22 protein-coding genes are annotated in these 26,605 nt (G+C 54.6%); 14 read left to right on the plus strand and 8 right to left on the minus strand.

Translation table 11 applies throughout. The annotated features are described in order from the left end of the window. Window positions 1-75 precede the first annotated feature (75 nt). On the minus strand, window positions 76-1,080 hold the full coding sequence (locus ACR0DE_RS16060; protein ID WP_170637487.1) for a helix-turn-helix domain-containing protein: 1,005 nt from the start codon (window positions 1,078-1,080) through the stop codon (window positions 76-78). 139 nt (window positions 1,081-1,219) lie between these two features. Here ACR0DE_RS16060 and ACR0DE_RS16065 point away from each other — a divergent pair, with 139 nt between their 5' ends. From ACR0DE_RS16065 to ACR0DE_RS16080, 4 genes are read left to right on the plus strand one after another with little or no spacing between them, the layout of a single operon-like run. Continuing rightward, a complete protein-coding gene (locus ACR0DE_RS16065) occupies window positions 1,220-2,617 on the plus strand; it encodes an amidohydrolase family protein (RefSeq protein ID WP_170637485.1) in 1,398 nt (465 codons plus the stop codon). A 26-nt stretch (window positions 2,618-2,643) separates the two neighbouring features. Beyond that, a complete protein-coding gene (locus ACR0DE_RS16070) occupies window positions 2,644-3,408 on the plus strand; it encodes a DUF3299 domain-containing protein (protein WP_480754219.1) in 765 nt (254 codons plus the stop codon). Next, a complete protein-coding gene (locus ACR0DE_RS16075; protein WP_480754221.1) occupies window positions 3,405-4,583 on the plus strand; it encodes a carbohydrate porin in 1,179 nt (392 codons plus the stop codon). Before ACR0DE_RS16070 ends, ACR0DE_RS16075 begins: the two co-directional genes overlap by 4 nt. 51 nt (window positions 4,584-4,634) lie before the next feature. Further along, entirely contained in the window at window positions 4,635-5,876 is a 1,242-nt protein-coding gene (locus tag ACR0DE_RS16080) for a membrane dipeptidase (protein ID WP_480754223.1), read from the plus strand. A gap of 197 nt (window positions 5,877-6,073) precedes the next feature. Here the strand turns inward: ACR0DE_RS16080 and ACR0DE_RS16085 are convergent, their stop codons facing one another. After that, window positions 6,074-7,918, minus strand: coding sequence for a DUF3604 domain-containing protein (locus ACR0DE_RS16085; protein WP_480754225.1), 1,845 nt, complete (start codon window positions 7,916-7,918; stop codon window positions 6,074-6,076). A gap of 354 nt (window positions 7,919-8,272) precedes the next feature. Here ACR0DE_RS16085 and ACR0DE_RS16090 point away from each other — a divergent pair, with 354 nt between their 5' ends. Then, complete coding sequence (locus ACR0DE_RS16090) at window positions 8,273-9,709, plus strand: arylsulfatase (protein WP_480754227.1); 1,437 nt, start codon at window positions 8,273-8,275, stop codon at window positions 9,707-9,709. 238 nt (window positions 9,710-9,947) lie between these two features. Here ACR0DE_RS16090 and ACR0DE_RS16095 read toward each other — a convergent pair whose 3' ends face one another. Further along, on the minus strand, window positions 9,948-10,334 hold the full coding sequence (locus ACR0DE_RS16095) for an excinuclease ABC subunit A (protein ID WP_480754229.1): 387 nt from the start codon (window positions 10,332-10,334) through the stop codon (window positions 9,948-9,950). Between the two features lie 329 nt (window positions 10,335-10,663). On the opposite strand from ACR0DE_RS16095, the gene ACR0DE_RS16100 reads away from it, so the two are divergent. Next, window positions 10,664-10,852, plus strand: a complete 189-nt coding sequence (locus tag ACR0DE_RS16100) for a hypothetical protein (protein WP_170424798.1) — start codon at window positions 10,664-10,666, stop codon at window positions 10,850-10,852. 253 nt (window positions 10,853-11,105) lie between these two features. On the opposite strand, the gene ACR0DE_RS16105 is transcribed toward ACR0DE_RS16100, so the two are convergent. Beyond that, window positions 11,106-12,212 carry a hypothetical protein gene (locus tag ACR0DE_RS16105; protein WP_480754232.1) on the minus strand — a complete coding sequence of 369 codons (1,107 nt, stop codon included), beginning with the start codon at window positions 12,210-12,212 and terminating at the stop codon, window positions 11,106-11,108. A 198-nt stretch (window positions 12,213-12,410) separates the two neighbouring features. On the opposite strand from ACR0DE_RS16105, the gene ACR0DE_RS16110 reads away from it, so the two are divergent. The 3 genes from ACR0DE_RS16110 to ACR0DE_RS16120 are packed head-to-tail and all read left to right on the plus strand — an operon-like array spanning window position 12,411 to window position 15,063. Beyond that, on the plus strand, window positions 12,411-13,037 hold the full coding sequence (locus ACR0DE_RS16110) for a PepSY domain-containing protein (protein WP_480754234.1): 627 nt from the start codon (window positions 12,411-12,413) through the stop codon (window positions 13,035-13,037). Between the two features lie 38 nt (window positions 13,038-13,075). Continuing rightward, window positions 13,076-13,735 carry a response regulator transcription factor gene (locus ACR0DE_RS16115; protein ID WP_170395997.1) on the plus strand — a complete coding sequence of 220 codons (660 nt, stop codon included), beginning with the start codon at window positions 13,076-13,078 and terminating at the stop codon, window positions 13,733-13,735. After that, complete coding sequence (locus ACR0DE_RS16120; RefSeq protein ID WP_480754236.1) at window positions 13,735-15,063, plus strand: sensor histidine kinase; 1,329 nt, start codon at window positions 13,735-13,737, stop codon at window positions 15,061-15,063. Before ACR0DE_RS16115 ends, ACR0DE_RS16120 begins: the two co-directional genes overlap by 1 nt. An 85-nt stretch (window positions 15,064-15,148) precedes the next feature. Here the strand turns inward: ACR0DE_RS16120 and ACR0DE_RS16125 are convergent, their stop codons facing one another. Then, complete coding sequence (locus ACR0DE_RS16125; RefSeq protein ID WP_480754291.1) at window positions 15,149-15,625, minus strand: hypothetical protein; 477 nt, start codon at window positions 15,623-15,625, stop codon at window positions 15,149-15,151. Between ACR0DE_RS16125 and ACR0DE_RS16130 the strand changes: the two genes are divergently transcribed. From ACR0DE_RS16130 to ACR0DE_RS16150, 5 genes are read left to right on the plus strand one after another with little or no spacing between them, the layout of a single operon-like run. Next, window positions 15,536-16,999 (plus strand): cryptochrome/deoxyribodipyrimidine photo-lyase family protein, encoded by a 1,464-nt coding sequence (locus ACR0DE_RS16130; RefSeq protein ID WP_480754285.1) that lies wholly within the window; start codon window positions 15,536-15,538, stop codon window positions 16,997-16,999. The two genes, ACR0DE_RS16125 and ACR0DE_RS16130, sit on opposite strands and share 90 nt — an antisense overlap. Window positions 17,000-17,001: 2 nt before the next feature. Next, the gene (locus ACR0DE_RS16135; protein WP_480754287.1) at window positions 17,002-17,133 is read left to right on the plus strand and encodes a DUF2256 domain-containing protein; all 132 of its coding nucleotides are present in this window, start codon (window positions 17,002-17,004) and stop codon (window positions 17,131-17,133) included. After that, on the plus strand, window positions 17,130-18,371 hold the full coding sequence (locus tag ACR0DE_RS16140; RefSeq protein ID WP_480754238.1) for an FAD-binding domain-containing protein: 1,242 nt from the start codon (window positions 17,130-17,132) through the stop codon (window positions 18,369-18,371). Before ACR0DE_RS16135 ends, ACR0DE_RS16140 begins: the two co-directional genes overlap by 4 nt. 9 nt (window positions 18,372-18,380) lie before the next feature. After that, window positions 18,381-19,874 (plus strand): cryptochrome/photolyase family protein, encoded by a 1,494-nt coding sequence (locus ACR0DE_RS16145; RefSeq protein WP_170396006.1) that lies wholly within the window; start codon window positions 18,381-18,383, stop codon window positions 19,872-19,874. A gap of 21 nt (window positions 19,875-19,895) precedes the next feature. Continuing rightward, complete coding sequence (locus ACR0DE_RS16150) at window positions 19,896-20,174, plus strand: YdeI/OmpD-associated family protein (RefSeq protein WP_480754240.1); 279 nt, start codon at window positions 19,896-19,898, stop codon at window positions 20,172-20,174. A gap of 312 nt (window positions 20,175-20,486) precedes the next feature. On the opposite strand, the gene ACR0DE_RS16155 is transcribed toward ACR0DE_RS16150, so the two are convergent. From ACR0DE_RS16155 to ACR0DE_RS16165, 3 genes are read right to left on the minus strand one after another with little or no spacing between them, the layout of a single operon-like run. Beyond that, complete coding sequence (locus tag ACR0DE_RS16155; RefSeq protein ID WP_480754242.1) at window positions 20,487-21,806, minus strand: aspartate aminotransferase family protein; 1,320 nt, start codon at window positions 21,804-21,806, stop codon at window positions 20,487-20,489. Then, window positions 21,803-24,184 (minus strand): GcvT family protein, encoded by a 2,382-nt coding sequence (locus ACR0DE_RS16160; protein ID WP_480754244.1) that lies wholly within the window; start codon window positions 24,182-24,184, stop codon window positions 21,803-21,805. The genes ACR0DE_RS16155 and ACR0DE_RS16160 overlap by 4 nt, the downstream gene beginning before the upstream one ends. Continuing rightward, window positions 24,181-26,559, minus strand: coding sequence for a GcvT family protein (locus ACR0DE_RS16165; RefSeq protein WP_480563026.1), 2,379 nt, complete (start codon window positions 26,557-26,559; stop codon window positions 24,181-24,183). The genes ACR0DE_RS16160 and ACR0DE_RS16165 overlap by 4 nt, the downstream gene beginning before the upstream one ends. Window positions 26,560-26,605 lie beyond the last annotated feature (46 nt).

Raw genomic sequence — 26,605 nt, forward strand, 5'->3', positions numbered from 1 at the left:
ACGGGAGTCTGGTCGCGCCTTTGCTTTTGTTCCGAGATCAAGTTCGCACAGCTGATCCAAGCATTTGCAACATAATTACGAGCCAAGGCGGAACTTGGTCGGTGTCATTCCGGTCTGGCCCCTGAAAAAGCGTGTGAAATGGGATTTGTCGGAGTAGCCGAGCATCAGACCGATCTCAGCTATTGTCATTTTGTCTTCTCCGAGGTGTTCCTTGGCGACATCGACACGAAGCCGTTTGATTTCGCGGGGCAGCGTTGTGCCTTGCTGCTGAAGCGCCTTAAGAAACCGTTCCGGCTGTATTCCCAACAATCCAGCCACCACCTCTGGTCCCAAATCGGTTTCATCCAGCTTATCGCGTAAAACAGATCGCAAAGCAGCTACTACGGTTACTTCTTCATCTTGTCGCGGTGAGGCGATGGGCTTGGCAGAGCCCTCAGAGACATGGTGCAAAAACAACCATTCCACAGGAAAACTAATTTGCATTCCGGGATCGGTCCCAAGGCCGACCTCGATCCCTTTGTAATCGATAGGTAGTCCGTTGATGTATCTGCTTTCCCATCGCACACGAGAAGAATCCCAGGCATCTCCGACGACGGTCTGCAATAGGCGTACATAGATTGCGGCACCAAATCCGGTCACCTGAATGGGTGGGACAGTAGGCTCTTGTTGCCTCTCGATACGATAAGTCGCTTTGTCCGCTTCAATGACAAGGCTATGTCGCACAGAATTGGATTCCTGCGGTACAAGCCCCACGAAACGGGTAAAGAACTCGAACAGCGTCTTTGTCGATTGCAGGGCCTGAGCGAACGGAGGCCACTGTTGCAGGTCAAACGTCTCCCCTACTTTCAGTCCAAGGTATCGATCCCCTGATACTTCTGAGAAGGCATTTACCAAACCATAGACCAACTCTGAGTGCACGAACACGGCTGGGTCAGACAACAGTTCGGCTTTCAGGCCGACCTGATCCAATGCTGGTTGCGGATTGATCTTACGTTCGGTGAGATATTGCAGGAACGGAGCAGCTAAGGAGAGGCGAATAAAGCCCTCGCTATGCTCTTGAGAGGTGGAGTTGAAAGGCAAGCTCGTCACCCTTGTCTGGATTAGTTTTAAGAAGTGGCCATTTTTTCAATCACTTTCGAACATCCTAATTCGAAAGTGGCAACCGAGCCAAGATTTTCCGGACTACAGTTTGCAAAACACGAATATGAAGGGAGTGCTTATGTCCGGTCTACGAATGTCCCTTTGCTCGGCGGTAATTGTCGCTGCAGGTCTATCTTTTTCAACGTCCGTGCAGGCTCAGGATCAAGAAGAACCTCAAACGCTGTTTACCAATGTGCATGTCTTCGATGGCGTGAATGAACAGCGTATCGAGAATGCCAGCGTATTGGTCGAGGGTAATCTGATTAAGGCCGTATCAACCGATGCGATCGATGCCCCCAATGCTACGGTCATTGACGGAGAGGGACGGACACTGACCCCCGGGTTTATTGAACTGCACGCGCACCTCATGCTGATGGGGCCTACGTTACCTGCGATGGAGGCCAACACAACGTGGGAGGACTTTGCCATACACGGTGCACGGATGGCCGAGATGTATTTGATGCAGGGCTTCACCACAGTCAGGGATGCGGGTGGCGCCAATGGCGGGTTACGTCGCGCAATTGACGCAGGCCAAATTGACGGCCCGCGTTACTTTCCATCTGGTGCATTTATCGGAACGCGAGGTGGTCACGCTGACTTCGCGAATTTCACCGCACCGCCCGGGTCTGAAACAAACATGAGCAGGCTGAACTTGGCGCAGGAAATTAGCGGTGTTGATGACGTTTACAAGTTCGCACGCAACAATTTCCGCATGGGCGCGACGCAGTTGAAGTTCATGCAATCTGGTGGCGTCGTATCGGCCTTCGATCCGTGGCAGTTGCTGGCTGGATCGCCTGAGGAAATCAAAGCTGCGGTACAGGTGGCAAACGAGTATGGCAGCTATGTCATGGCGCATTCCTATCGGAAGGAAGCAATCCTGAGCGCGCTAGAGGCGGGTGTGATGTCGATCGAACACGGCTTCTCGTTTGACTGTGAAATTGCCCAAGTCATGAACGAAAAAGGGGCATATATTACGACCAACCTGACGGCCTTCGATCCCGGATTGCTTGATATTCCGGCAGTGGCAAATGTCCCGTCGAGCCTTGCCAAAGCAAAATCCGCCTCGGCCACATTTGCGGGCTACATCGACAATATGAAGGAATGCCCGGTGAAGCGAGGGTTCCAGACCGACTGTGTTGGTTCGGTCGAGGCATGCAATATCCAGATTGCCTACGAGAAGCACCTGAACAATGAGTTTTTTGGACCCTACACGTCGATGGTGACGTTGACATCGACGGGTGGTGAGGTGGTCGCTTTGTCAGGTGACTTTATGAACCCGTATACCGCCGGAAAACTCGGCGTTATCGAGGAAGGAGCTTATGCGGATATCCTGCTCATCGATGGTAACCCACTTGAAGACTTCTCGGTTGTTGGCACGGGTGATCAATGGTTCGGTGCCGACCCGAGGCCTGAAAGCCCAGATACGATCCGCCTGATCATGAAGGACGGCGTCATCTATAAAAACACACTGGATTGACCTGTCTGAACAGCCGGAGAGTATTTATGCGACATTGCTTCCGCTCCGTAGTATTCGCAGGGTTGGTTTGGTGTGCTCATCCTGTCATTGCGACGCCAGGAACCGCGTTAGACTGGTCTGACCTGCCTGACCCGTCCGCGCAGGTCTTTGAAGACCCCTATCGCGAACTTAGCGCTGAACAATTCGACGATGTCCTTTACGTCGTACGACTGCGCGGCAGATTGCAGCGGGAATCTGGTAGCGATGAAGAAAGGCAGAAATGGCAAGAGCTTCTGACCGAGATTGAGGATGCCTTGGTGGCAGATGGTATTGATGTCGACTGGCTGCTGGATCAGCGAGAGGTCGTAACGGAACGTCGAAGAAAAGCCGGTACAAATGGAAATCCGCAATTCGACGGTCAAACAATCACCCTCGTGGGCTTTGCCATTCCCGCCCCGAGCGATCCGGATGGGCGACCTGTCGCCTATCTGGTGCCGGAACGCGGGATGTGCAGTCACATGCCTCCACCTCCGCCCAACCAAATGATCCGTGTACGGCTGAACGGCGACTGGACGCCCAGCTATTTCCACGAACCCGTTCGGCTGACGGGCACTTTGACCATCAATCCTTCTGTTCAGAACATGATGGTTGTGGACGGCCTTATGCCTATGAATGCGACGTTCCAGTTGGAGACGGAACGTGTCGAAACTCTGGAGACTGAAGCAGACAGGCTTGAATGGAGGCAGCGCGCCGCCGATCGCATCCGGGCGGCGGGAGCTCGCAAGACCAGCGGGGCAAAGACGTCTGAATGATAAGACTTCTGTTTGCCGCATTGAGTATTGCCTTTGCTGGCGCAGCATCGGCTCAGGGACTGTCCGGGCCATCTTCGGTTGAAGCTGATCTAGAGCCCGGAGATGGGCTAACCGATCCGCAATACCGTTCCGATTTTCCACGCAATATCGCACCAGGTTGGTTTCAGTGGAAAGACCGACTGGCCGAGGGCGGTTTTCGCTTCAATATTGATTACCTGGCATTGGGCCAATCCACGAATGCTGATCTGGGAACCGGCGAAGCGGCCAGTGGGATTGCTCGTTTTTACGGCAGTTGGCAGGCAACTGAACGCGGCTCTTTGACATTCAAGATCGAAGACCGGCACAGTTACACCGATGTTGCCCCGCAATTCCTTGGGCTGGATGGCGGAGCACTTTCGATCACTGGGACAGCCTTCAACGATAATGGTTTGCTGCTGACCAATCTATTCTGGACGCAAAGGGCCGAGAACGGCGCGTGGACGCTGCAAGTCGGGCAGATTGATGTAACGGACTTTGTGGACATTTACGGGTTGGTCAGCCCATACAGTGGTTTCCAAAACCTGTCTTTCAATACCAGTCCGACTATTAACACACCCAATCAAGGCCTTGGCATTGCCGGTGGAGTAAAGCTGAGCGAAAACTTCTACGCTGTTGCGAGCATCTCAGACGCAAACGCCGACCCGTCTGATCCAAACTTTGATGTGTTTAGCGATGGCAATCTCTTCAAGTCACTCGAGCTTGGTTACACCTCCGGCTTTGATCGCATCTACTTTGACAATATCCACCTGACCCTTTGGCACGCGGATGCAGCCGACGATGGCAGCCGTCCAGAAGACTACGGGGCCGCGTTTTCAGCGGCGTGGTTTGTTGGCAATAAATGGATGCCGTTCTTCAGGGCCGGGGCCTCAAAAGGGACAGCGGCGCTTTATGATCGGTCTGTTTCTGCAGGTCTGGGATATTACGGTCGTAATACCGATCTGGCCGGGCTGGGACTGAACTGGGCCGAGGCAAGGGGCATAGACGGTGATCAGTTCACGCTCGAAGCATTCTATCGTTTTTCAATATCACCCGGGCTGCAGATCACGCCATCACTGCAGTTCATTTCTGACCCGCTGCTGAACCCCACGCAGGATAGCATTATGCTGTTCGGTCTAAGAACTCGGATCGTTTTCTGAGATGGTTCGAGAGTGACAACCAAAAAGCAAAGTAGATTGGGAGGTTCGGACATGAAGACCTTGTTAGCCCTAGGTGCCATAGCGATTGCTATTGGGGGCGCATTGAACGCCAGCGAGGAAAGCAAGACTTGGGAAGCGTCAGATGAGGCGAAGCAATTTGTGCAGGACGCAATTGTCCTTGGCATGTTGGCCAGCCCCCACGGCACCGGCTGGACCGAAGACGAGCAGCTTCACACATACTTTGAGCGTGCTCGCGAGAACGGTATCACAGGGCACGAAATGACGCTGGCTGCTGCAGATATGTCTTTCGAAACCTTTCTGGATCAGCATTACCACTTCCGTGCGGCCATGGCGCAGCAACCGGAAAACTACCTGATTGTGAATGAAACCCGCGATATCGAAGCTGCCCATTTACAAGGCAAAACGGCGGTCATCTGGAACAGCCAAACGGCTACGATCCTGGACGGCGACCTTAAGAAGATGGCGGTGCTCAAGGATATGGGGATCAAGAGTATGATCCTGGCCTACAATGACATCTTCCGCACAGGTTCAGGACAATTGGCGGCCTACAACGGGCGCGATATTGGTCTGACCCCTTGGGGGAAGTCGGTCATCGATGAAATGGTGAGGTTCGGTATCCTGCTGGACCTGAGCCATACTGGCTCAAAAACGGCCAATGACGCAATGGACTACATGGATGAGACCTATCCCGGTGTGCCTTATGTTTACACGCACTCTGTCCCTGCTGGTCTTTACGCGAATGAACCGAATGCGACGCTGCGCGGGTGTTATCGTGCCATTCCCGACGACGAGGCGCTGCGCGCGGCCAAATCGGGCGGCTACATTTCTCCGACCTTCACTGAATGGATGATGGACGGCGTCTGGCCTGAAGATATCTCACCCAAGCAGGCCGCTGACATGATCGACTATTACGTCCGACTTGTAGGAGTTGACCATGTCGGAATCGCAACGGATGACATGTTCTCACTTGAACTCGTCGTGCAGTGGGCGACTGACAATGCGAGTATGTACGATGATGGCGGCTACATGATCGACGCGTTCAACAAAGGGGCTACCGGCAACGGCGAACTCGCCAAAATCCTTGCGGCGATAACCGATGACCTTTGGGCGCGGGGCTATTCAAACGAGGACCTTGCAAAGATCTATGGCGGCAACAAGATGCGGGTTTATGCGCAAGTTTGGGAAGGCAAACCACCCGAACAATTCATGAAAGAATACCCTGAGCGTTTGCGCCTGAGGCAAGAACTTCGTGATGGATACTATTCACGGTAACCGTCTGGAGCTTGCCTCTACCCTCCCAAAAAATGTGCCGTAAATTCTCGTCCGGTCCCAAAGCGGACGTTTTTACGATCGGTTGCGAATGACCGAGTTTAGCTCTTAGCGGACGTTCGCATGAACGGATTAGCCTAATGTTGCGGCGACCTGAACTGCCGGGCTTTTACAGCAACGACGTAGGTATTTGGTATATTTCACCCCCCCGGAGTATACCAAATTGGCGAAGTGTAAGCGCGTTCCTGTGTTGAGGTCGGCACTTCAGCAGGCAATTCGTCTCCGAACCGAACGGCATCGTAAATTGTCCACCTCGGTGTGGGAATTTCCAGGACGCGGGCGTAGTAGAAAGCCCGCACAGAAGGATCGAATTCAGGGTCCGTCCAAACAGTGATCAGTTCCGGGGATCCTATCGAATTGGTAAACGTACCCGTTGCAACATCCACGGTATTCCCCACCGCCGGTAGGTTGCCGTCCGCATCAGGTTCGCGGTCTCCCGACCATGCCACGTCATAAACCCGCTCTTCAGTGTCGCCGTTGGCATTTAACCAGCCTTTCACAATCTGAATACGGTCGAGATTGCCGGAAAACGGGTCTTTCAGGGCAGCAACCAGGAATGTCGGGGCGTCCGCGCCTTCTGTAGCGGTTGCGAGGTCCCCACCCATCGGAACGCCTTTTTCATATCCGACGTCGGCGGGCAAACGAGATTTTGCATCAGCTTCAGTAAAGTCCCAGCCACCAAAGAAGCGAACCGCGATGCGACTACCAGTCGTCCCATATATTTCTTTCCTCTCCATGGCATCGAATATCGCTTCGCGCGTGTTATCTTCTGCCCAGACTGCAGCATAACCTGAGGCTGCCATTTCCCATCCAAGAATCCTTGTCGTATCGAACTCGCCAACGACATGCTGCCAACGGCCAGGTTCCGGTTCGACACCGGAGTGTTTGCCAAAGAAATTGTCTTCTTCCGCCGTTGCCAAAGCCGTATGGCTGTCGGTCGAGCCCACTACTCCGAACTTGTATGGATTGGTGCCGAGTTGAGCCTCTAGTTTAAGACCATTCTTCAAAGCCTCACGCGCGTATTCGTACTGAAGCATCCAGTCTTCTTTGGGTGTCGGACCCAGGTTTGACTTATCCCAGGTTTCATAGTCCGCGAACTCATCATTCGGGCTGAGAAACGGGTGGGTTTCTCCATCGCCCTTGATCTGGGTGATCTCGTACATCGGCTCCCACTTGGCACGCCGCTCTGCGTAATCTTCTGTCAAAGGTTCACCCGTTTCAGGGTTGGTCTCGACAGGAAACATCAGGCCATTGGAGACGTTACCGTTGTGGGCAAGGGCCAGTACACGACCGCCAGTCTCTAGTTCATAAGTTTCCATCCAGTCCCATAACCGTTCTGGATTAAAGGTTTCAGCGGTTGTGAAGGGCAGCATTTGCCGCGCGCGAATGGCATCATCCCGGTAGATCACATTGCGGTGGAGGTTGTTGCCAGCTTCGGTGGACGTCCACTCGTATCCGATGAACGCAGTGAATGTGCCGGGGGCGTTGTGATGATCTGCAGTTTGCGTGAACTCGTCCCATACGGATTGTACGAACCTGCGATCTGAAACAGCCTCGGGAAGAGCATCACCGGTTATACCCGCAAATGTTTCTATGACCTCCATTGTTGCGCCGAGAGCAACATCTCCACCGGCATTAAGACGTTCGTTCCAGTCTCGAAGTGTTGGATCACGCATCAGCGTAGAATTCCCTGCGACGATCTCATTCATGGCGCCCATGGCGTCCGAGTGATCGGATACGACAAGCCAGTCGAGGGGACGCGATAACTGCACCCGAAGGCCGTGCGACGTAGTGACTTCCTCACCGCGTGCAAATCTATAAGCATCGTCTGGGCTCAGGATGACGCCAAACCCCCGCGCGTCGAGCGAATTTGACGTGTGCAGGTGAGTGTCACCCCACAGAGGTCGTGTAGGAAAGTTTCGACCTGCATAAGGTGAGAAATCAGCAGGCGCGGGTTCACGCATATCATCAACTGATATGGTCATCTCTCCAACTTGCCCACCTTGAGCGGCCTCTTGAGCATGTGAAGAGCTTGTTATGAATGCTGCGGAAACTATTGCTGTTGATGTCGTCAGAAAAAACTTCATTTGAACCTCCCAGCCGAGCTGAATGCCAGCCCATGGCAACATCTGAGCTGGCTGTTCGTCAAGGAAAACAACAGTTTTTCTTAGTTTTGCACAAGGACCGCGGGGGAAGTTCGACCAAAATCGGACCGCAGCTTCGCCCAATTCTTTAACGCTCAGCCGTTGTGAGAAAATACCGCAACGAGTGGGTGTTCTTGACGACTTGTGGCCTGGATCGTCAGACTTGAACCTGTGATCTTGATTGGAGGCGTTGTTATGAAATGGTTGTCGCGAACATTCCTACTGGCCTTATCCCTTCAATTTGCCACGGGAGCTTCAGCTCAAGATAAACCAAACATCGTATTCATATTTCTAGATAATTTTGGTTGGGGTGAACCCGGGTTCAATGGAGGTGGCATAATCCGAGGTACAGCGACCCCCGAGATGGATGCCCTCGCTGCGGAGGGACTGCGACTCACGAACTTCAACGTGGAAAGCCAGTGCACGCCGTCCCGCGCAGCGACCATGACGGGACGATATGGCATCCGGAGCGGCAACCACACGGTCCCACTAGGCGGCGGTGTCTACGGCCTAACTCAGTGGGAACTCACGATGGCCGAGATGCTAAAGGATGTGGGATACAACACGGCCATGTACGGCAAGTGGCACCTTGGCTGGACCGAAGGACGATATCCAACGAATCAAGGATTCGACGAATTTTTCGGAGTTGAGACCACTGACGTTACAGTCTGGCGCACGCTTCCGGGATTTGCTGAAGCCAACTTGGAAGAGCCTGTTGTGATGCAGGGTGTTGCAGGTGAGCCAGCAACCATCGCGCGGGACTACGATCTCGACTATCGCGGCGAGATAGACGGCGACCTGACGAAAAAGGCTATCGAGTTTATCAAAGCGAAGAGTGCCGAAGAAGCGCCGTTTTTTATCTATCTTGCCTATACTCAGACTCACTATCCAAATATCGCGTCCGAGGAATTTGAAGGCGCCACCGGTAATGGTGTTTGGGCCGATATTCTGCTTCAAACGGATACCTATGTCGGGCGCATCGTTGATGCGATCGAGGCGGCAGGTGTTTCCGACGACACTGTGGTGATATTTACTGCTGACAATGGCCCCGAAGCTCTTCCGGTTGGAAACGCAAATGTCTCGCCCGTGCCAGCGGTACATGGCACCGCCGGGCCCTGGCGTGGCACTCTGTTCACAAGCCTCGAAGGAAGCATGCGGGTGCCTTTTGCGATCAAGTGGCCGGGTAAGATTCCCGCGGGTTCAGCAAGTAACGATGTTGTCCATTCGATGGACCTCTATCCGACACTTGCGGCATTTGCAGGCGGCAAGGTGCCTGATGACAGGGCCTTTGATGGTATCGACCAGTCGAAGTTCTTTCTTGGTGTCCAGCCAAATTCAAACCGAGAAGGCGTGATCGTTTACATGGGAGAGCAAATATTCGGAGTAAAATGGAAGGATTGGAAAGTTCTTTTCAAAGAGAATACGACGGCTTTTGGTGCAACGGAGTCTTTCGACACACCAAGGGTCTACAATCTATTGAACGATCCACACGAGCGCGAAAGTGTACTTTTCCCTTACACGTGGGCGGTCGAAAAGGCGCTTCCGCAGCTGCAAGAGCACATCGCTACCTTCGAGGAATACCCTCCGATTCCACCGGGAACGCCCGATCCCTACGAACCACCCAAAAACTGAACGGCGTCTTTGTCTGCACACTCGCCTTTAGTCGTCATTAGGTCTAACGACCTTTTTTTGCAGTTCGCGACTTGCTGCAAGAGCGAAACCCTAAACGGCGATCAAGGTCCGCTCAGGGCTCTCACCACCAGTCCAAGCGCACCACAGTGAATGGCCGCAGCGAGTCCATACTTTCGACTGCCGCAATCCAACCGAATGGCCGCAAACAGTGCTTCAAGGTGGTGAGCGATACCAGCTCTCAATTCAGAACGTCGGCGATTGCCCCTATCAGGTTCAGCACTTCATGTGTTTCACGGTTTACTTCGTAAACATAGTCTCCGGCACGCACGTAATATCCGTTGCGCCGTAGTCCCCAACGGCTGGGATCATCAATGCGGACATACCCATCGTAGATGTAATCGCCACGTCGATATTTCTTTGCCTGTCCCGGCGGTACGCACGGGATTGCCTTTTTTGCCAAGCCCGGCGGACAATGTCCGGATTTGGATTTCACATGGATCGGCGAGGTAGCGCCGGTTCCGCTAACGTGCCCCGTGCTAAGGCTCCACAAGCTGACACTGGCGTTCGCAAATGACGCGCCTTGCACGGTAAGTGCCACCGCTAGAATCCCAACAATCTTTTTCATTCCCAGCGCCTTTTTCAGCTTCTTAGCCTAGATATGATCTTGAATGGGCCTTGGCGAGTTCATAAGCGAAGAGTCGCTTTCCGATGCAGCAGTTTGTTCACGAGCTGAAATCATCGGCTGCGATTGTCATCGCAAATTCAACTAAAGCACCAAAACAGGATGTTCTTCCTCCATCTGGTCGCCCGCCTATTCGTTTGTCTTTATTTCGCGAACAACATTAACTGAACGTGAACAATGTATTCTCAGAGTGTTCAAATAGTCTCAGGCATAGTGATGGTGTTGGATCATTCGGGACGTTGTTCCATTTGATCGCTGACAAGGGGAAACGCATGATCAAGTCTGCCTTTGTGACTGAAGAGTCCAGCACAACAGCTGTGATGCAAACCTCCGGCAAAATCGCCGAAGAACGTTTGCCAACCACGACCAAATCGAGCAGTGGTCGCTTCCCTCCTATCGAAAATGCATTAACACAGATCGTCAAAAACAAGCGGCTTTCCGAGGCACATAACAACGTCTGAAGGCAGTTCAGCAGACCCCCACACAATTCCCGGTATTCGTCCTAGATATTGGAATTGAAAACTAAATCCCGCTCCAGTTATGGGGCGGGGTTTCTTTATTATGCCTTTGGGAAAAAGGGCGTAGCCTTTGATATGCAAAAGTATCCGGCCAGCTGCTACCCATTCTGTGAAGCCTTTGGCCGACCCGGGTTTCAGTACTTCCGTGAGTGGTCAGTACTGAGGGTTGATTGACGCAGAGAGTCGTTGTCTTTCGTTACAGACCCAACAGCACCTTTACCTCGTGTTCAACGGCGTCGGTCACGGGTTTGTTGGCGGCGGCTTCCAGGGCTTCCCGTTCGGTCAATTCCTGTTCCTCGACCTGGTCAGCCAGTTCTTGCACTTGTTCAGTCGCTTCTTCGTATTCGACGGCAGCCTGACGTTCATCGTTCAGGTCCTGCGCTGCTTCGATCGAAGAGTCCAAATCAGCGCGGGCTTCATCCAATTGCTCCTCAATCTCTGGGTCAGTTCCGCCTGCGTCTTCCAGAGCTTGTTCGAGATCCTCGACGCGTTCCTGGTTTTCCTGGACTTCACTCAACGCGGCTTCCAGGTCTTCTTCAATCTCAGGAACAGTCCGCTCCGGCGGCTCCAAGCCAGCGAGCTCTTCCAATTGTTCCTCAAACTCTTCGCGCAAGGGTTCTCCGGCCAACACGGTATCTCGATAATTGGCAATTCGGCCTACGCGGGAATTGGGTGCTGCATTTTCTAATGCAGTTGCGCTGGCGTTGGCGGCATTGAGCGCCCCTAACTCAGACGGGTGGGCACCAAGAAGTGCCGCCATCTTGTTCCCCTTTTCCCTGACCGCTGGGCGAATGGACTCTTCGACAATTACTGTTTTCGAAGGCTTCTTGTACGTCCTGGGCTTTTGTTTGCTACCGCTGGTGGTCGAGCGTTTTCCAGATGTGGCAACCGTTCTCGACTTGCCTTTGCCGCTAAAGATATCCTTCAAGGAAAAACGACCGCCCTTGCCCAAAGCAGAGCGCGAAGATTTTGTCTTGGATTTACCGGTGTTTCGGCCACCAAGACTTTTGTCGGCACCTTTCTTTCCGCCTTTGTTACCGGCGAAACTGTGGTCATCACGATCTCCGCTGGCGGAGTTCCCTTTGCCACCGCTATTGCCTTTTCCGCCGCCGTTGCCTCCACCGTTTCCTTTATCGCCGCCTTTGCCGTTGCCTCCACCGTTACCCTTTCCACCGCCATTGCCTTTGCCCTCCTTTGCAAATGCAATATCCGGCACCGCAACGGTGGCTACGATGGCTGTAGATCCCAACAACGCGATTGCCAGGGTCGATGCTTTTAGCAGTCTCAAACTGGTGATTTTCATATCGACCTCCTCGGTGGAAATCAGCGGGTATCAGTTTTCTGAAACAACTCGCTATGTTCAATAGTCTCGATTCACGCACGAATCCCCAATGCTTCTTGCCATTTAACTTGAGGGTGCTTGAACGCAGGGCTAACTGCTTGTTCATCATCGGTTCATGTCGAAAGACGTAGTCTCTAGCCGCGAAATACGAGGACTTTCATGCGCGCGAAGGTGATCTTGGTGGTAGCAAGCCTGATTGTTGCTTTGCCTTTTAGGGAAGCGGCTGCCCAGACACGCGAGCTCAAGCAAGGTGAACTGCGCAAAGCGACCCTGACCGGGGACACCATTCGTTTGAAACGGGTTATCAAAGGTGTCGAAAAAGCCTATGGCGGCACCCCTGTCGATGCGCGCGCGTTTCAGGCTGATCAAATTTACTATCGTATTCTAGTCAAAAAGCCCGATGGAAAAATTGTCAGTGTCATTGTGGATGCACAGACCGGTACAGTCGTTTCCAATCGATCCAGTGTTGGGCGTCAAATATCGAAAGCAGCCCGTTCGAACCCCGCCAACGCCAACAACAGCCGCGACACCAACAGCAATCGTGGAGCTTCTGCGAGCCGTGGAAACAACGGCAAAAGCAGTGGCAATAGCAATGCTGGTGGAAACGGCGGTGGCAATGGCAACGGCGGTGGCAATGGCAATGGCGGCGGCAACGGTGGCGGCAATGGAGGTGGAAATGGTGGTGGAAACGGAGGAGGTAATAGCGGTGGTAACGGCAGCGGCAATGGTGGCGGAAACAGCGGTGGAAACTCTGGCGGGAACGGCAAGGGCAACGGTAAAAAATAGGGCTTAAACCAAAGCAGTTGTGACTGTAGTTTTTGAATATGAGAGTACTTCTGGCCGAAGATGAACCGCAGCTATGCGAGCAGATTAAGAAACTTCTTAGCGCAGAAGGCCGCGTGGTAGATGTGGCCAAGAATGGTACTGACGCCCTGCACCTAGGTGCGACCGAACCTTACGACATGATCATCCTCGACATCGGGTTGCCGGAACGCGACGGTATTTCTGTCCTGCGCGAATGGCGCAGCGCGGGCGTCAAGACACCCGTGTTGATCCTCACCGCCCGCGATGGGTGGAGCGAGCGGGTGGATGGTCTTGATGCAGGTGCTGATGACTATATGACCAAGCCATTTCACATGCCCGAGCTGGCCGCTCGTGTACGGGCCATCCTGCGCCGACAAAGCGGTCAGTTAAACCCGGTTATCGAAATGGGGGACGTTATGCTCGATACGCGAAACGGTCGCGTCAGCGTGGGCGGCATTCCTGTTGATCTGACGGCGCAAGAGATCGCAGTTCTGACATACCTTGCCCACAACATCGGACGCATGGTGTCACGTACCGAGTTGTCAGAGCATATCTATGAATATGACGGTGACAGGGATTCGAACACCATTGCCGTCTTCATAACCCGGCTGCGAAAGAAACTGGGCTCTGACCTTATTACAACGGTCAGAGGACGCGGCTATATGATCGATACGGCCTGATGTTATCGCTGCGCCAACGCGCTTTGCTTGGCGGCCTTGCGACAGGCGCGCTTTCTGTCGGCGTCGGAACGTTGATTGTGTTTTCGTACATCAACACACGTGTTCTGGAACAATTCGACCAGACGCTACGTGACCGGCACACCCAACTCGTTGTCGGTTTGAGCGCAACGACGCATAACCCTGAGGCATTGCGCGAACTGATATTCGATCCAGCCTATGGAACGCCGTATTCAGGCAGATACTGGCAGGTTACCGATGGAAACGGGGCTACATTCACTTCAGCCTCGCTCTTTGACGAGACAATTTCCGAACCTGTACGTGTGAGCGAAGAGGCAATCGTTTGGAACACCACAGGTCCGGACAGCGAAGCCGTTCGTAGCGCATATCAGAGAATCACATTCGAAGACGGAACTGAGTGGGGCGTAACGGTCGCCGAAAGCAGGCGAGAGCTGATAAGCGAACGCAGAGCCGCGCAAAACAACTTGCTACCGGTTTTTGGATTGGTTGGTTTGATTGGAGTTGCCGGTTCGTTGTTGTTGATGTCAGCAATTATCGGCCCCCTCAGGAAGTTGCGTGCAGATGTGGCGCATCGCTGGGACAAGGGAGATGACTTGATTCCGGAAGACTACCCAGAAGAGGTTTCGCCGCTTGTTGAGGACCTAAATAAATTGCTTCACAGGAATCGTGAAATTGTGTCTGGTTCTCGGCGACAAGCTGCGGATCTGGCACATGCGCTCAAAACACCGACGACAATTCTCAGAAATGAACTGGCGACTTTGTCGGACGCGGGTGCAGATATCGAACCTGCAGATGACGCGTTAAATCGAATTGATGCTCAGCTAAAGCGCTCACTTGCGCGTATGCGTGCATCGAACACCGCAGAACTTACGCATTCACGAACTGACCTTACCAATTCCGTCAACAGGTTATCCAGACTGTTTTCGGTCATGGCAGAACGCGAAGGAAAATCTCTGACGACAGATTGCGAGGATGGGATTCAGGTTCGAATGGATACTCAGGACATCGAAGAGGTGATTGGAAACCTCCTCGACAACGCGCTCAAGTGGTGTCGGACAACAATTCACATCGCCGCAAAGCGTGTAGACGGCGGCATTGAGATTTGCGTTGAGGATGACGGACAAGGTATTCCGGAGGATGCACGTGACGGGGTAGTTCGATCCGGAGGTCGGTTGGATACCTCTGTCAGCGGCACAGGATTGGGTTTGGCAATCTGTGTTGATCTGATGAACGCTTACGGTGGCAAACTGAAACTGGAGAAATCGGCGGACCTTGGCGGCTTGGCCTGCCGAGTACTTATATCAAGCTAAAGGTGGCCGCATCTGGTTAGAAATAGTCGTTGATCGCAAGCAATCAAAAGGCGGCTTTGTCCGTAGAGCAGACATTGAGTTGAATTCAAACAACGACTGCTTCGTGCCCAATCTCCCAAATGCTGCGCCTCACCCCAAACGCACCGATGCGCCCAGAGCTGACATTGAGCCATAAACGAACGACCCAAACTTGCTTTCCAGTTACCTTTAGATACCCGGCTACGTAGCTCCTAAGAATGGAAATTCGGTGCAAACGCGAAATCGGAGCAGTATCGAACCGAAAAATTTGTGGACATTCGAGTTCTTGTTTGAGTGCGGTTTGCCAGAGTTCATTGTGCTCAAGTCTGACACTGGTAGGTGACTTGTCGGACGGCAGATCCAACGTAAGAGCTTTCACGTATTCTATCAAAAAGGAGATTACGTGCAGGTTGTATGGTTCAAACGCGATCTCCGGGTCGATGATCATGAGGCGCTGGCGCAGGCGTCTCGTAACGGTCCGGTTTTGCTGCTTTATGTGGTTGAGCCCGAGCTTTGGCAGCAACCCGATGCCGCGGCGCGACATTGGGACTTTGTTGCCGAAACACTTGCTGAATTGCGTGGAGATTTAGCGGACTTGGGCCAACTGCTCATCGTACGTATGGGGCGGGTGACACAGGTGCTGTCTGATTTGGCGACCTGCCGACTGATCGAAGCCCTTTGGTCACATGATGAAAAGGGAAATGATTGGACCTATCGGCGGGATCGTGAAGTTAGCGCGTGGTGCGGGCAGAGAGGTAATCCTTGGACCCAGGTTCAGAACCATGGTGTGTTTCGCCCGCTTAAATCCCGCGATGGCTGGGCGGCCCGTTGGACAGAGTTTATGGAGCGGCCCGTGTCTTCGTCAACGCAACTTACCCCTTTAGACATAGAGCTCGGCCCCACGCCGATCCGGTGTGACCTTAACCTGGCGGATGATCCATGCGCCCACCGCCAATTTGGTGGCCGCCGTGCGGGACTTGATTCCTTGGATAGTTATCTGATCAGCCGCGGCAAACGATATCGGCGCGAAATGTCGAGCCCTATTGAGGGCTCAGTCGCGTGCTCGCGCATTTCGCCTTATCTTGCATGGGGTGCGTTTTCGATGCGTGAAGTGAAGCAAGCGACGGATCGACAGCGTCGTTCAATGCCTGCGAATGCCAGAAATTGGCGCAAATCTCTCCGATCATATTCCAGCCGGCTCCATTGGCATTGCAACTTTATTCAAAAGCTTGAGGACGAACCGCGGATGGAGTCGGAGAATTTAAATCCGCTCTACGATGGTCTTCGTCCTCGGGAGCCCCACGCGGATTTACGTTCCACATGGTCAAGGGGGGAAACGGGGTATCCGTTTTTTGATGCCTGCATGCGGTCATTTTCAGCGACTGGGTGGCTGAATTTTCGGATGCGGGCAATGGTGACGGCCACGGCTAGCTATCACCTCTGGCTTGATTGGTGGGCTCGGGGTTTGCATTTGACGCGGATGCTTTCGGATTACGAGCCGGGTATTCATTGTAGCCAAGTGCAGATGCAATCGGGAACCACGGGCATCAATACGGTGCGCACCTACAATCCAGTGAAACAGGGGTGCGATCAGGACCCGCATGAGCAGTTCATTCGAAAATGGGTGCCCGAATTGGCACCGATCTCTGACCCGTACATCCATGAACCTTGGACGGCACCGAACGCAGGGCAGATCATAGGCTTTGCCTATCCTGTACGCGTCTTTGATCATTTGGCGGCCGTCAAAGCCGCGCGCGAAAGGGTCTGGGGGGTCCGCAGAGGCGATGAATTCCGCGATGGATCCAAAAAGATCATGTCAAAACACACCAGCAGAAAATCCGGTAAAAGAACACTTAAACGCACAGGATCGACAGAGGATCTAGCACAGCTCAGTCTACCACGCGGAGACGCCGAATGAAGATGCGAAAAAAAGCGAATCTACCACAGAAAATCTGCTTAGTCTGTCAGCGTCCGTTTGTTTGGCGCAAGAAATGGGAAAAGGTCTGGGATGAGGTTAAGTACTGCTCAAAAAAATGCAGATCCGCCGCATGACTGAACTGTTCCCGGAACTTATTACTTTACCCGAGACCGTCGATTTCAGCCCGACGCGCGCGGGTGGCCTCAAACGGCTAGAGAAATTCGTGACGCTTGCTGGACAGGACTATGCTCGCACGCGGAGCTACGATTTTGGGACCGAGCGGCGCAACAATGTATCAGTCTTGTCACCATGGCTCCGCCATCGCTTGTTGACCGAAGAGGAGGTGCTTACACGGGTATTGGCGTCGCACAGTCCCGACACTGCTGAGAAGTTTGTACAAGAAGTTTTTTGGCGGGCTTACTTCAAAGGTTGGCTGGAACAAAGACCAAGCGTCTGGTCACACTATCAACGCGACCTGATGGACGCGCTTAACTCACTTGATAACGACACGTCATTGGCAAGCCGCCATACTGATGCAGTGTCAGGCAATACCGGCATAGACTGCTTTGATCATTGGGCAAAAGAACTCGTGGGCACCGGTTATCTGCATAACCATGCGCGGATTTGGTTTGCCTCAATCTGGATATTCACCTTGCGTCTGCCTTGGCAGTTGGGCGCTGACTTGTTTTTGCGACATCTGATTGATGGTGATCCGGCGTCGAACACATTGAGCTGGCGATGGGTCGCGGGCTTGCACACGAAAGGCAAGACCTACCTCGCCCGACCTGACAACATCGCCAAATATACCGAAGGCCGATTTCGCCCCACTGGGTTGGCCAAGTTCGCAGAACCGCTGACCGAACCGGTAGAACACCCACGTGTTTCTTTTCCAATCCTTCAAATGCAGCCGAAAGAGCCATTTCTATTGCTAGTAAGCGAGGATGACATGACCGGTGCATCCATCATGCCCGTACCGCCCGTTGCAGTGGTAGGACTTTTGGCAACCCACGGTCGCTCCCCTAATCCGGTTGGATTTATCCCGGTGAATTTTGCAAAAGAAGCAATGAACAGCGTTTTGTCAGACCATGAAGTGCGTGCGCAATCTGCCGATGATTGGAGTCTGCCAATAATTGAAGCTGCGCAAAGTGCCGGAGTAAGAAGAATTGCGACTGCTTATGCGCCAATAGGTCCGGTACGGTCCAGGTTAGATCGTGCTGAGCCTATTTTGCGTGAAGCAGGCCTGACGCTGGAACGGTTAATTCGCCCTTATGACGCTGTCTCATGGCCCCACGCGAAGGCGGGATTTTTCGGACTAAAGAAAAAGATACCGAACGTTCTGAGCCAGTTGAATTTTGTCGCTGTAACGAAGTGAGATCTCAGTTTGTCAACCGCTGCCCTGCTGCTCCCTAACCAACTGTTTGCCCAACATCCCAGTCTGACTCCCCAGCCGGACAAAGTGGTGCTCTTTGAAGACCCTCTATTCTTTGGCGACCCGATCTATCCCGCCAACATGCACAAGCAAAAGCTTTGGCTGCACCGGTCATCGATGGCCCGATATCGCGACGATCTGATTAGGCAGGGTTTCGACGCGACGATCTGGCCCTATGAACGGGAGGCGGGTTCGTGTTTGCGGTTATTTCAGAACCTGCAAGAACTCGGCGTCGATCAAGTGAACATGGTCGATCCTGTCGATTTTATCGCCGAAAAACGCCTAAGTGCGGCGGCGGGTATTACAAACATCACAATCAACTTACAGCCGTCCCCAGGCTTCTTGAACACACAAGACTATAACCTGGCTTGGTCGACCGGCAGAAAGCGCTGGTTCATGGCGGAGTTCTACAAAAGCCAACGCCGCCGTTTGAACGTGCTGATGAATGGCGATCAACCGGTGGGCGGTCAGTGGAGCTATGACGAAGACAATCGAAAGAAAGTCCCCAAAGCGCTGCTCAAGAGCCTGCCTTGGATTGATTGGCCGACCCATGATGCAATTGATCAAACGGCAAAAGACAGCGTTCTTGCCGAGTTTCCGGACGCTCTGGGGACACTGGATCGTCTTTATTACCCAACATTCCACAAAGAAGCTGCCGACTGGCTAAATCAGTTTTTGGAACGGCGCTTTGATCGGTTTGGCGATTATGAGGATGCCATTGTCGAAGGCGAAAGCTGGCTTTGGCACGCTGTCCTGACGCCCGCATTGAACATTGGACTTTTGACGCCGAAACAAGTCTTGAATACAACGCTCGCCCATGCCTATCGCAGAAATGTTCCGCTGAATTCGGTGGAAGGGTTCATCCGCCAGATCATCGGATGGCGTGAATTTATGCGGGCGACCTATGATGACCTAGGCGTAAAGATGCGGACCACAAATCACTGGAACCATCGCCGCACTATGCCAGTCGCATTCTACGACGCCAGCACAGGGATCGATCCGCTGGACGACACGATCCGCAGGGTGCTTAAAACCGGGTATTGCCACCACATCGAGCGGCTTATGGTTCTGGGTGGCTTCATGTTCCTTTGCGAGATCGATCCTGACGATGTTTACCGCTGGTTCATGGAGATGTTCGTGGACAGCTATGATTGGGTCATGGTTCCCAACGCCTATGCCATGAGCCAGCATGCTGACGGCGGGCTGATCACAACGAAGCCCTATTTTTCCGGCTCAAACTACATCCGCAAAATGAGCCATTGGGGCAAAGGGCCGTGGGCCGACATATGGGATGGTCTGTATTGGCGCTTCATCCTGAAACACGCGGGCACGCTTGCCAGCAATCCAAGATGGGCAATGATGTGCCGCACGGCTGAGCGCATGTCCTCGGATGTCAAAGACAAGCACGTCACGACCGCCGAAGCCTTTCTGCAGCGGATAACCTGAACATGATCTACCTGGGGCACCATGGATGAGATCGTGATCACATCCAAAGATCAGCTTTGGCACTGGTTGGCAAAGAACAATGCCCAAAACGAAAGCGCCCGATTGATCACCTGGAAAGCAGCACATCCCGATAAATATATCAGCTGCGAAGAGGTATCGGGTGCGCTGGTTGTACATGGGCCGATCGATGGCCGAAGGCTCAAAGTCGACGAAAAAAGGAGGGCACAACTCATCAGCCCGCGCTGGCAGCAAGCTTGGTCCAAAAGCTACAAAGATCGTGCCGCGCGTCTCAGTCATTAAGGCATCATGCACCTATCAGGTGAACCACTGTCTTCGGCTGTTCGGATATGCTTGGGCCTTACTTATGGCGGGAACGGCGTTTACCGCAGTTTTCATGCACCAGACACGGTTATGGGGGAGCTACTCTCCCATCCACCTGTTGATTCCGGTTACACTTGTTAGCCTTTTTCTGGCGAGCAAGGCGGCACGTCAGGGAGACATCAACCGTCACAAGGTGCTTATGATATCCCTATTTGCTTTGGCGCTTGTGGTAACTGGCTTGTTCACGCTGTTACCTGGCCGCGTCATGAACACTACACTTTTTGGTGCTGTTCATACCTGAATCGCCGCATCGCCTAGCGCCTGATCAAGACTCGTTGTGACTTGATCCACATCCTCCATAGACAGGCAAAGCGGGGGCACCATGCGTAGGCATTGCTGGAACGGACCGGATTTCGATAAGATAATTCCTTGTGCGCGGCAAGCCTCGAAGACCTCGGACGTCATCGTCTTGTCAGGTGTTTTGCTGTCGCGGTCGATCACGAATTCCAGTGCCAGCATCAGACCGTGGCCTCGAACATCTCCGATGGCCTTATGCTTGGCTTTCAGATCGTTCAGGCGCTCCAACAGCTTTGCACCAACGGTCTTTGCGTTCTCTTGCAAACCCTCATCGCGCATTACCGCAAGGACGGCACGCGCGGCGGCAGCAGAGGTCGGGTTCGCTCCATAGGTGTGGAACATGAACTTCTCGGCCATTGGCTCTGCGATATGTTTCTTGGCCACAACGGCGCCGATAGGAAAGCCATTGCCCAAACCTTTAGCCATAACAATTATATCGGGAACCACGCCGTCCGCCTCAAACCCCCAGAAGTGATCGCCAGTGCGGCCGAAACCGGATTGAACCTCATCCGCGATATAGAGCCCACCTGCTGCGCGTACTCGTTCCGCCGCCCCCGACATGTATCCCGGCGGCATCTGGTGGATACCGCCATAACCTTGCACACTCTCAACCAAAATCCCGGCCACCTGGCCGGATGTAGCGGCATTGATCGTGTGGGTGATCTCATCAAGATAAGGCGCAGTGCCGGGGCCAAAAATGCCGCGATACTGGTTCGGATCAGCGACAAAGGCCACGTTGCCGGGCATGCCCGGGTGCCGCCACCCAGAAATACCCGTGACTGATTGCGCTGCAGCGGTCGGTCCATGATAGGCGGTCCTCAAAGCGAGCAAATCAAGATTGCCGGTGAAGGTCCGCGCCATTGTCATGGCCAGGTCGATGGCCTCAGACCCCGAATTGGTAAGATGCACCACCCAGTCATGACCTTTTGGCATTGTGGCAGCAAGTTCCTCTGCCAAATGCGCAGGCGTCGGGTGATAGAACATGGTCGTACAATGGGTGAGTTCTTGCGCCTGTTCCATCGCTGCGGCGACGACCCGGGGATGCGAATGGCCGACAGAGATGCAGACGTTCATTCCCAGAAGGTCCGTGTATTTCCGCCCGTCCGTATCCCACAGATACTGACCTTGCCCCTTCTGAAATACGATTGGTTCCTGGAACGGTGTGAAACGGGTCAGTGAGGCCGCATAGAACCGATCACGCCGCGCGGCGGTGCTGTCAAAGTTCCACTCGGTATGCAGGGGATGTTCGATCATTTGGCGGCTCCAGCTTTCAAACGGGTATTGTCAGGGTCATATGGAGGACGCGGCAGAATGGTTGCCCGCCTGTGCTGCCCTAGGATGGAAACGGTCAAGTTTTCGCGTGCGGTTGGGTCGCGCAGGTACGCCAGTGCGAGCACCTTGCCGGTGCGATGGCCATAAGCACCGGAGGTGATGATCCCAACCGGGTGCTCCCGATGCCAAAGCGTGTGGGCATAGAACGGATCGACTTCGCCTGCCTCAATCTCCAGCAGAACCATGTCCCATTCTTGACGCAGGGTGTTGCGCAAGTCTTTGCGGACAAAGGGTGTAAGGCCGGCGTCTAGCGGGCTGCGTTCCGTTGTCAGGTCGCTTCCCCAAGCGCGATAGCCCTTTTCCAGCCGCATCGAGTTGGCGGCATAGGCGCCATAAAAGCCAAGGCCATGGGGTTGGGCGGTCTCTTCCAGTTTGGTGAAAAGCGCAACGGCCTGATTGCGCGTAACATGCAGCTCCCACCCGCATTCCCCAAGGTAGGACACGCGCAGGGCTCGCACGGGGATACCAGCGATCTCGGTTGCCTGCGCGGTGAGCCACGGCATGCTGGTGAGTTCGGGCAACACATCGGGTGATTTCGGGCCCATGACACCGATCACGGCCAGATCTTCGCAGCGGTTGGTAACGGTGATCTCGAACGCCGCCGCTGCCTTGATCAACTGATCCAAGTCGATTTCCTCGGCCGCAGCCGCGCTGGTCAGGTAGGCATGATCCTCGGCCAATCTGGTGACGGTGAGCTCTGACAATACCCCACCTGCTGTTGTTAGCACATGGGTCAGGCCGATGCGCCCCGGTTCTGGCGCGCGGTTGGATCCGAGCGCCTCAAGGAACGCCGCCACATCCGGCCCGGTGACATCGAATTTCGAGAACACCGAAAGATCGGCCATCGCAACGCGGTTGGTGGCGGCATCGACCTCGGCGGCCACTGCATCGAACCAATTGGCGCGGCGGAAGGTTTCAATCGCCTCTGCGCCGGGTGTATCGGTGAACCAGTTTGGCCGTTCCCAGCCATGGGCCGCTCCCATGACCGCGCCCCGTTCGACCATCAGCTCATGCAATTGAGACAGACGCAGGCCACGACCTGCGGGTCGTTCCTCGTGGGGATAGTGGACACCAAATTGTAAGCCGAAACACTCAATGGCTTTGGCCACGCGATAGTCGCGATCTGCCCAGGACCCGAAGCGGCGACTATCCACTGCCAGCGCATCCATAGGCGGCGCGCCATGGGTCATCCAATGCGCGAGGAACCAGCCTGCGCCGCCGCCCTCCATCACACCCATGGACGAGCCGGTCAGCAACCACGCGTTTTGCAACCCATGCGCCGGACCAATCAGCGGGTTGGCGTCGGGGGTAAAGGTGATGGGGCCGTTGATGACCGATTTGATGCCCCCAGTTTCCAGCGCTGGAATGCGTGCCATGGCCGCCTCGATGATATCTTCGACCCGGTCTAGGTCAGGCGGCATCAAGTCCGCACCAAATTCGGGCGGGACGCCATCCACGGACCAGACCTGTGCCTCTTTTTCGTAAGGTCCAAGGATCAGCCCATCGCGTTCTTGCCGGACATACCAGCTTTCTTCGGGGTCGCGGATGATCGGCAGTTCAGGCAGCCCCTGAGTAATCCGGTCTTCCACGACCTGTACAGTATCGGTTACCAGATATTGGTGTAGCACCGGGACAGAGGGGATGTTCAGCCCCATCATTTGGCCGATTTCCCATCCCCAAGTGCCAGCCGCGTTGACTACATGTACCGCCTCAACCGTGCCTTTGGGCGTGTCGAGCAACCAATGGTCGCCATCGCGCCGGATCGCGGTTACTGGGCAGTTGCGCCAGATCTGCGCGCCGCCCTGGCGCGCCACCTCGGCCATGGCGTTGGTGGCAAGCGTGGGATCGACGTGGCCGTCATCGGGTTCATAGATTCCGCCCAACAGACCGTCGAGTCTTGCCAGCGGATGCAACTCGGCGATGCGTTCGGGTGTCAGGACTTCCAGCGGATAGCCCGTGAAATCCGACAGGCCTGCGACATGGCGAAACTCATCCATCCGGTCCGGGTTGCGCGTGATCCGCATTGCGCCAGTGGTGTGAAACCCGCAGTCACGGCCCGTCTCCTGTGGCAGAATATCCCGATAGAGTCGCACGGACGTGGCACGCAGTTCCTGAATCGTCGGATTGTGCGCGAAATGGGTACACAGGCCCGCTGCATGCCAGGTTGAGCCATGGGTGAGGTCGTTCTTCTCCACCAGCAGCACATCCGTCCAACCCACTTTGACCAGATGATACATCAGCGAGACGCCCATCGCGCCGCCGCCGATGATGACAACCTGTGCCTTGGTCACGGTGCTCATTGTCCACGCATCCTTTCATTTTTCGGGTCAAAGGGCGGGCGCTGCAACGGGGTGGCAGCATAGTCTTTGCCAGCGACCTTTACCGTGAAACTACGTGCGCAAGTTTGAGCTTTCGCCTCACTTGGGTCGGTGGACACAAGAGCAAAGCAAAGGTTCAGCCCGGTGCGAGGTCCACGCGCGCCGGAGGTTGTGAACCCGACATGTCGACCTTCTTCAAAGATGGGTTCATCGTGCAGAATCAACGCCGAACCTTCGATTTGCATCAGGACAAGACGTTTGCGGGTGCCCTGTTCCTTTTGTTCCTGCAAAGCTGCCTTGCCGGTGAAGTCCTTATTCCAGTCGATGGTAAAGCCAAGCCCCGCTTCCAAAGGTGTGACGGTCGGATCAATGTCATGGCCCCAGTGTTTGAAGCCCTTTTCGATCCGGCAGCCATCAAGCGCATAGTGCCCAAGCGGCGCAGCGCCTGCAGCGATGAGCGCGTCGAAAACGCGCACTGCGACAGCATTGGGAAGGGTTAACTCCCAGCCGTATTCACCGACAAAGCTTACGCGGGTGGCGCGCGCACTTTGGCCTTCGACCTTAAATTCGCACACCTGACCCATTGGCGCATTTGCCCATGCGACCCCGGCATCCAGTTTCTGCAGCACCGGGCCACTGCCTGCGCCCATGACACCAAGTGTGCAAAACTCCTCGGTCACATCCGTTAGCGTCACGCCATCGGCCAGATTGCGTCGCAGGAACGCAAAGTCACGAGCACGGGTCGCGGCACCCGATGTGATATGGAAACGGCTGTCGGCGAGACGAGAGACGGTGATATCCATCTCGATCCCGCCACGGTCGTTCAGGATTTGGGTGTAAACTGCTTTGCCGATAGCGACGTCCATCTGCGCGGTACAAAGCTGGTTCAGCGCGTCAAGAACACGCGGCCCCGTGACGTCTATCTTGGTAAAGGGGCTGAGGTCGATCAGGGCCGTGCCCTTGGCCATAGACGCAGCTTCGTTTTGGGTAATCGGCCACCATCCTTGAGCGCCAATAGAATACGCCTGCGCCTCGCCATACCAAAGCCCTCGCTCCCACCCGGCGGTTTGTCCAAACTGCGCCCCAAGGGCAGCCCATCGATCATGCAGTGCGGACCTAAGCATCCCGCGCCCGGCCTTGGGCTGTTTGTAAGGCCAATGCAGGTTGAAGAGGTCCGCGACGGCCTCTTCCATCCGTGCTTCCAAATGCGCGGGCGTTGCCGTAAGTGGGTCGACCCGGGCGACATCCACCTCCCACATGTTCATTGGCGGTTGGCCATCGACCATCCAATCGGCCAAGGCGCGTCCGATCCCGGCCGAGGACATAACGCCCACCGAGTTCATGCCTGCGCCGACAAACAGACGATCAACGTCAGTTTCCCCGACTAGTGGGCGTGTGTCGGCGGTAAAGCTCTCGGGGCCGTTCATGAAATGCTGCACGCCTAAGTGCTCCAACGCGGGGCAAAGCTCCAAAGCCGCTTCCATAAAAGGGGCAAACTGATCCCAGTCTTCTGCCATCTCAAGGAAAGGTCGGTTGCCTTCTGGCCCGTATGGGTTCCAGCATTTGGCATTGGGTTCAAATCCGCCAATCACCAATTTTCCGGCATCGCCCTTGATATAGATGCCTCGATCCAGATCGCGGATCACTGGGAAAGGGTCGGGCAGATCGGGGAAGGGTTCGGTCACAACGTACATATGCTCAACCGCTTGGAGCGGTAGCGCGACCCCGGCAGTCGCAGCCAGCTCTCGCGACCAGGCTCCTGTCGCGATGACCACCTGGTCCGCTTCCATAGTGGTGCCGTCAGCAAATGCCACGCCCTTTGCTTTCCTGTTTTCGGTGATCAGTCTTTCGACCTCGACGCCTTCACGGATCGTTACACCGAGGGTCTTGGCGGCACGAGCATAGGCCATACATAGGTCGACCGGGTTCACATTGGCGTCTTCCGGCACATGCAATGCGCCGACATGTTTTGAAAGATCGAGCGCGGGCAGCGGAACATCGCGCGCAGCGATCACCGCTGGCGTTAACCCTTGCGTCGCGCCGAGGTCAGCAATCCGGTGAAATTCGTCCATGCGCGCCGGTTCGCGCGCCAGCCAATAACCCCCGGTGCGTCGATATCCGGTGGACATGCCTGTCTCTTGCTCCAGCGCCGGAAAGACCTCAAGCGCGGCAGAGGCAAGTACCGTCATATTGGGCGTCGCGCGCAAAGGGCCAACAATCCCCGCCGCATGCCAGGAGGTGCCCGACGTCAACTGGTTGCGCTCCAGCAACGTGACATCATCTGCGCCGCGTTTCCCAAGATGATAGGCTACGCTAAGGCCAATTGCGCCGCCGCCAATGATCAAAATGCGGCTCATGCAAACCCCTGTTGACGCAAGCTTTTCAGCACCACTAGGCTAACCA

The organism is Ruegeria sp. C10, assembly GCF_056537805.1.

Excerpts from the sequence above, each read along its gene's own strand:
- ACR0DE_RS16125 (WP_480754291.1), bottom strand. The coding sequence starts at position 15,625 with ATGTCGCGCCGCGGCATCGGGTTGCTGCCAAAGCTCGGGCTCAACCAC.
- ACR0DE_RS16135 (WP_480754287.1), top strand. The coding sequence starts at position 17,002 with ATGCGAAAAAAAGCGAATCTACCACAGAAAATCTGCTTAGTCTGTCAG.
- ACR0DE_RS16070 (WP_480754219.1), top strand. The coding sequence starts at position 2,644 with ATGCGACATTGCTTCCGCTCCGTAGTATTCGCAGGGTTGGTTTGGTGT.
- ACR0DE_RS16095 (WP_480754229.1), bottom strand. The coding sequence starts at position 10,334 with ATGAAAAAGATTGTTGGGATTCTAGCGGTGGCACTTACCGTGCAAGGC.
- ACR0DE_RS16110 (WP_480754234.1), top strand. The coding sequence starts at position 12,411 with ATGCGCGCGAAGGTGATCTTGGTGGTAGCAAGCCTGATTGTTGCTTTG.
- ACR0DE_RS16165 (WP_480563026.1), bottom strand. The coding sequence starts at position 26,559 with ATGAGCCGCATTTTGATCATTGGCGGCGGCGCAATTGGCCTTAGCGTA.
- ACR0DE_RS16080 (WP_480754223.1), top strand. The coding sequence starts at position 4,635 with ATGAAGACCTTGTTAGCCCTAGGTGCCATAGCGATTGCTATTGGGGGC.
- ACR0DE_RS16100 (WP_170424798.1), top strand. The coding sequence starts at position 10,664 with ATGATCAAGTCTGCCTTTGTGACTGAAGAGTCCAGCACAACAGCTGTG.
- ACR0DE_RS16140 (WP_480754238.1), top strand. The coding sequence starts at position 17,130 with ATGACTGAACTGTTCCCGGAACTTATTACTTTACCCGAGACCGTCGAT.
- ACR0DE_RS16090 (WP_480754227.1), top strand. The coding sequence starts at position 8,273 with ATGAAATGGTTGTCGCGAACATTCCTACTGGCCTTATCCCTTCAATTT.
- ACR0DE_RS16075 (WP_480754221.1), top strand. The coding sequence starts at position 3,405 with ATGATAAGACTTCTGTTTGCCGCATTGAGTATTGCCTTTGCTGGCGCA.
- ACR0DE_RS16115 (WP_170395997.1), top strand. The coding sequence starts at position 13,076 with ATGAGAGTACTTCTGGCCGAAGATGAACCGCAGCTATGCGAGCAGATT.
- ACR0DE_RS16120 (WP_480754236.1), top strand. The coding sequence starts at position 13,735 with ATGTTATCGCTGCGCCAACGCGCTTTGCTTGGCGGCCTTGCGACAGGC.
- ACR0DE_RS16065 (WP_170637485.1), top strand. The coding sequence starts at position 1,220 with ATGTCCGGTCTACGAATGTCCCTTTGCTCGGCGGTAATTGTCGCTGCA.
- ACR0DE_RS16160 (WP_480754244.1), bottom strand. The coding sequence starts at position 24,184 with ATGAGCACCGTGACCAAGGCACAGGTTGTCATCATCGGCGGCGGCGCG.
- ACR0DE_RS16105 (WP_480754232.1), bottom strand. The coding sequence starts at position 12,212 with ATGAAAATCACCAGTTTGAGACTGCTAAAAGCATCGACCCTGGCAATC.
- ACR0DE_RS16155 (WP_480754242.1), bottom strand. The coding sequence starts at position 21,806 with ATGATCGAACATCCCCTGCATACCGAGTGGAACTTTGACAGCACCGCC.
- ACR0DE_RS16085 (WP_480754225.1), bottom strand. The coding sequence starts at position 7,918 with ATGACCATATCAGTTGATGATATGCGTGAACCCGCGCCTGCTGATTTC.
- ACR0DE_RS16150 (WP_480754240.1), top strand. The coding sequence starts at position 19,896 with ATGGATGAGATCGTGATCACATCCAAAGATCAGCTTTGGCACTGGTTG.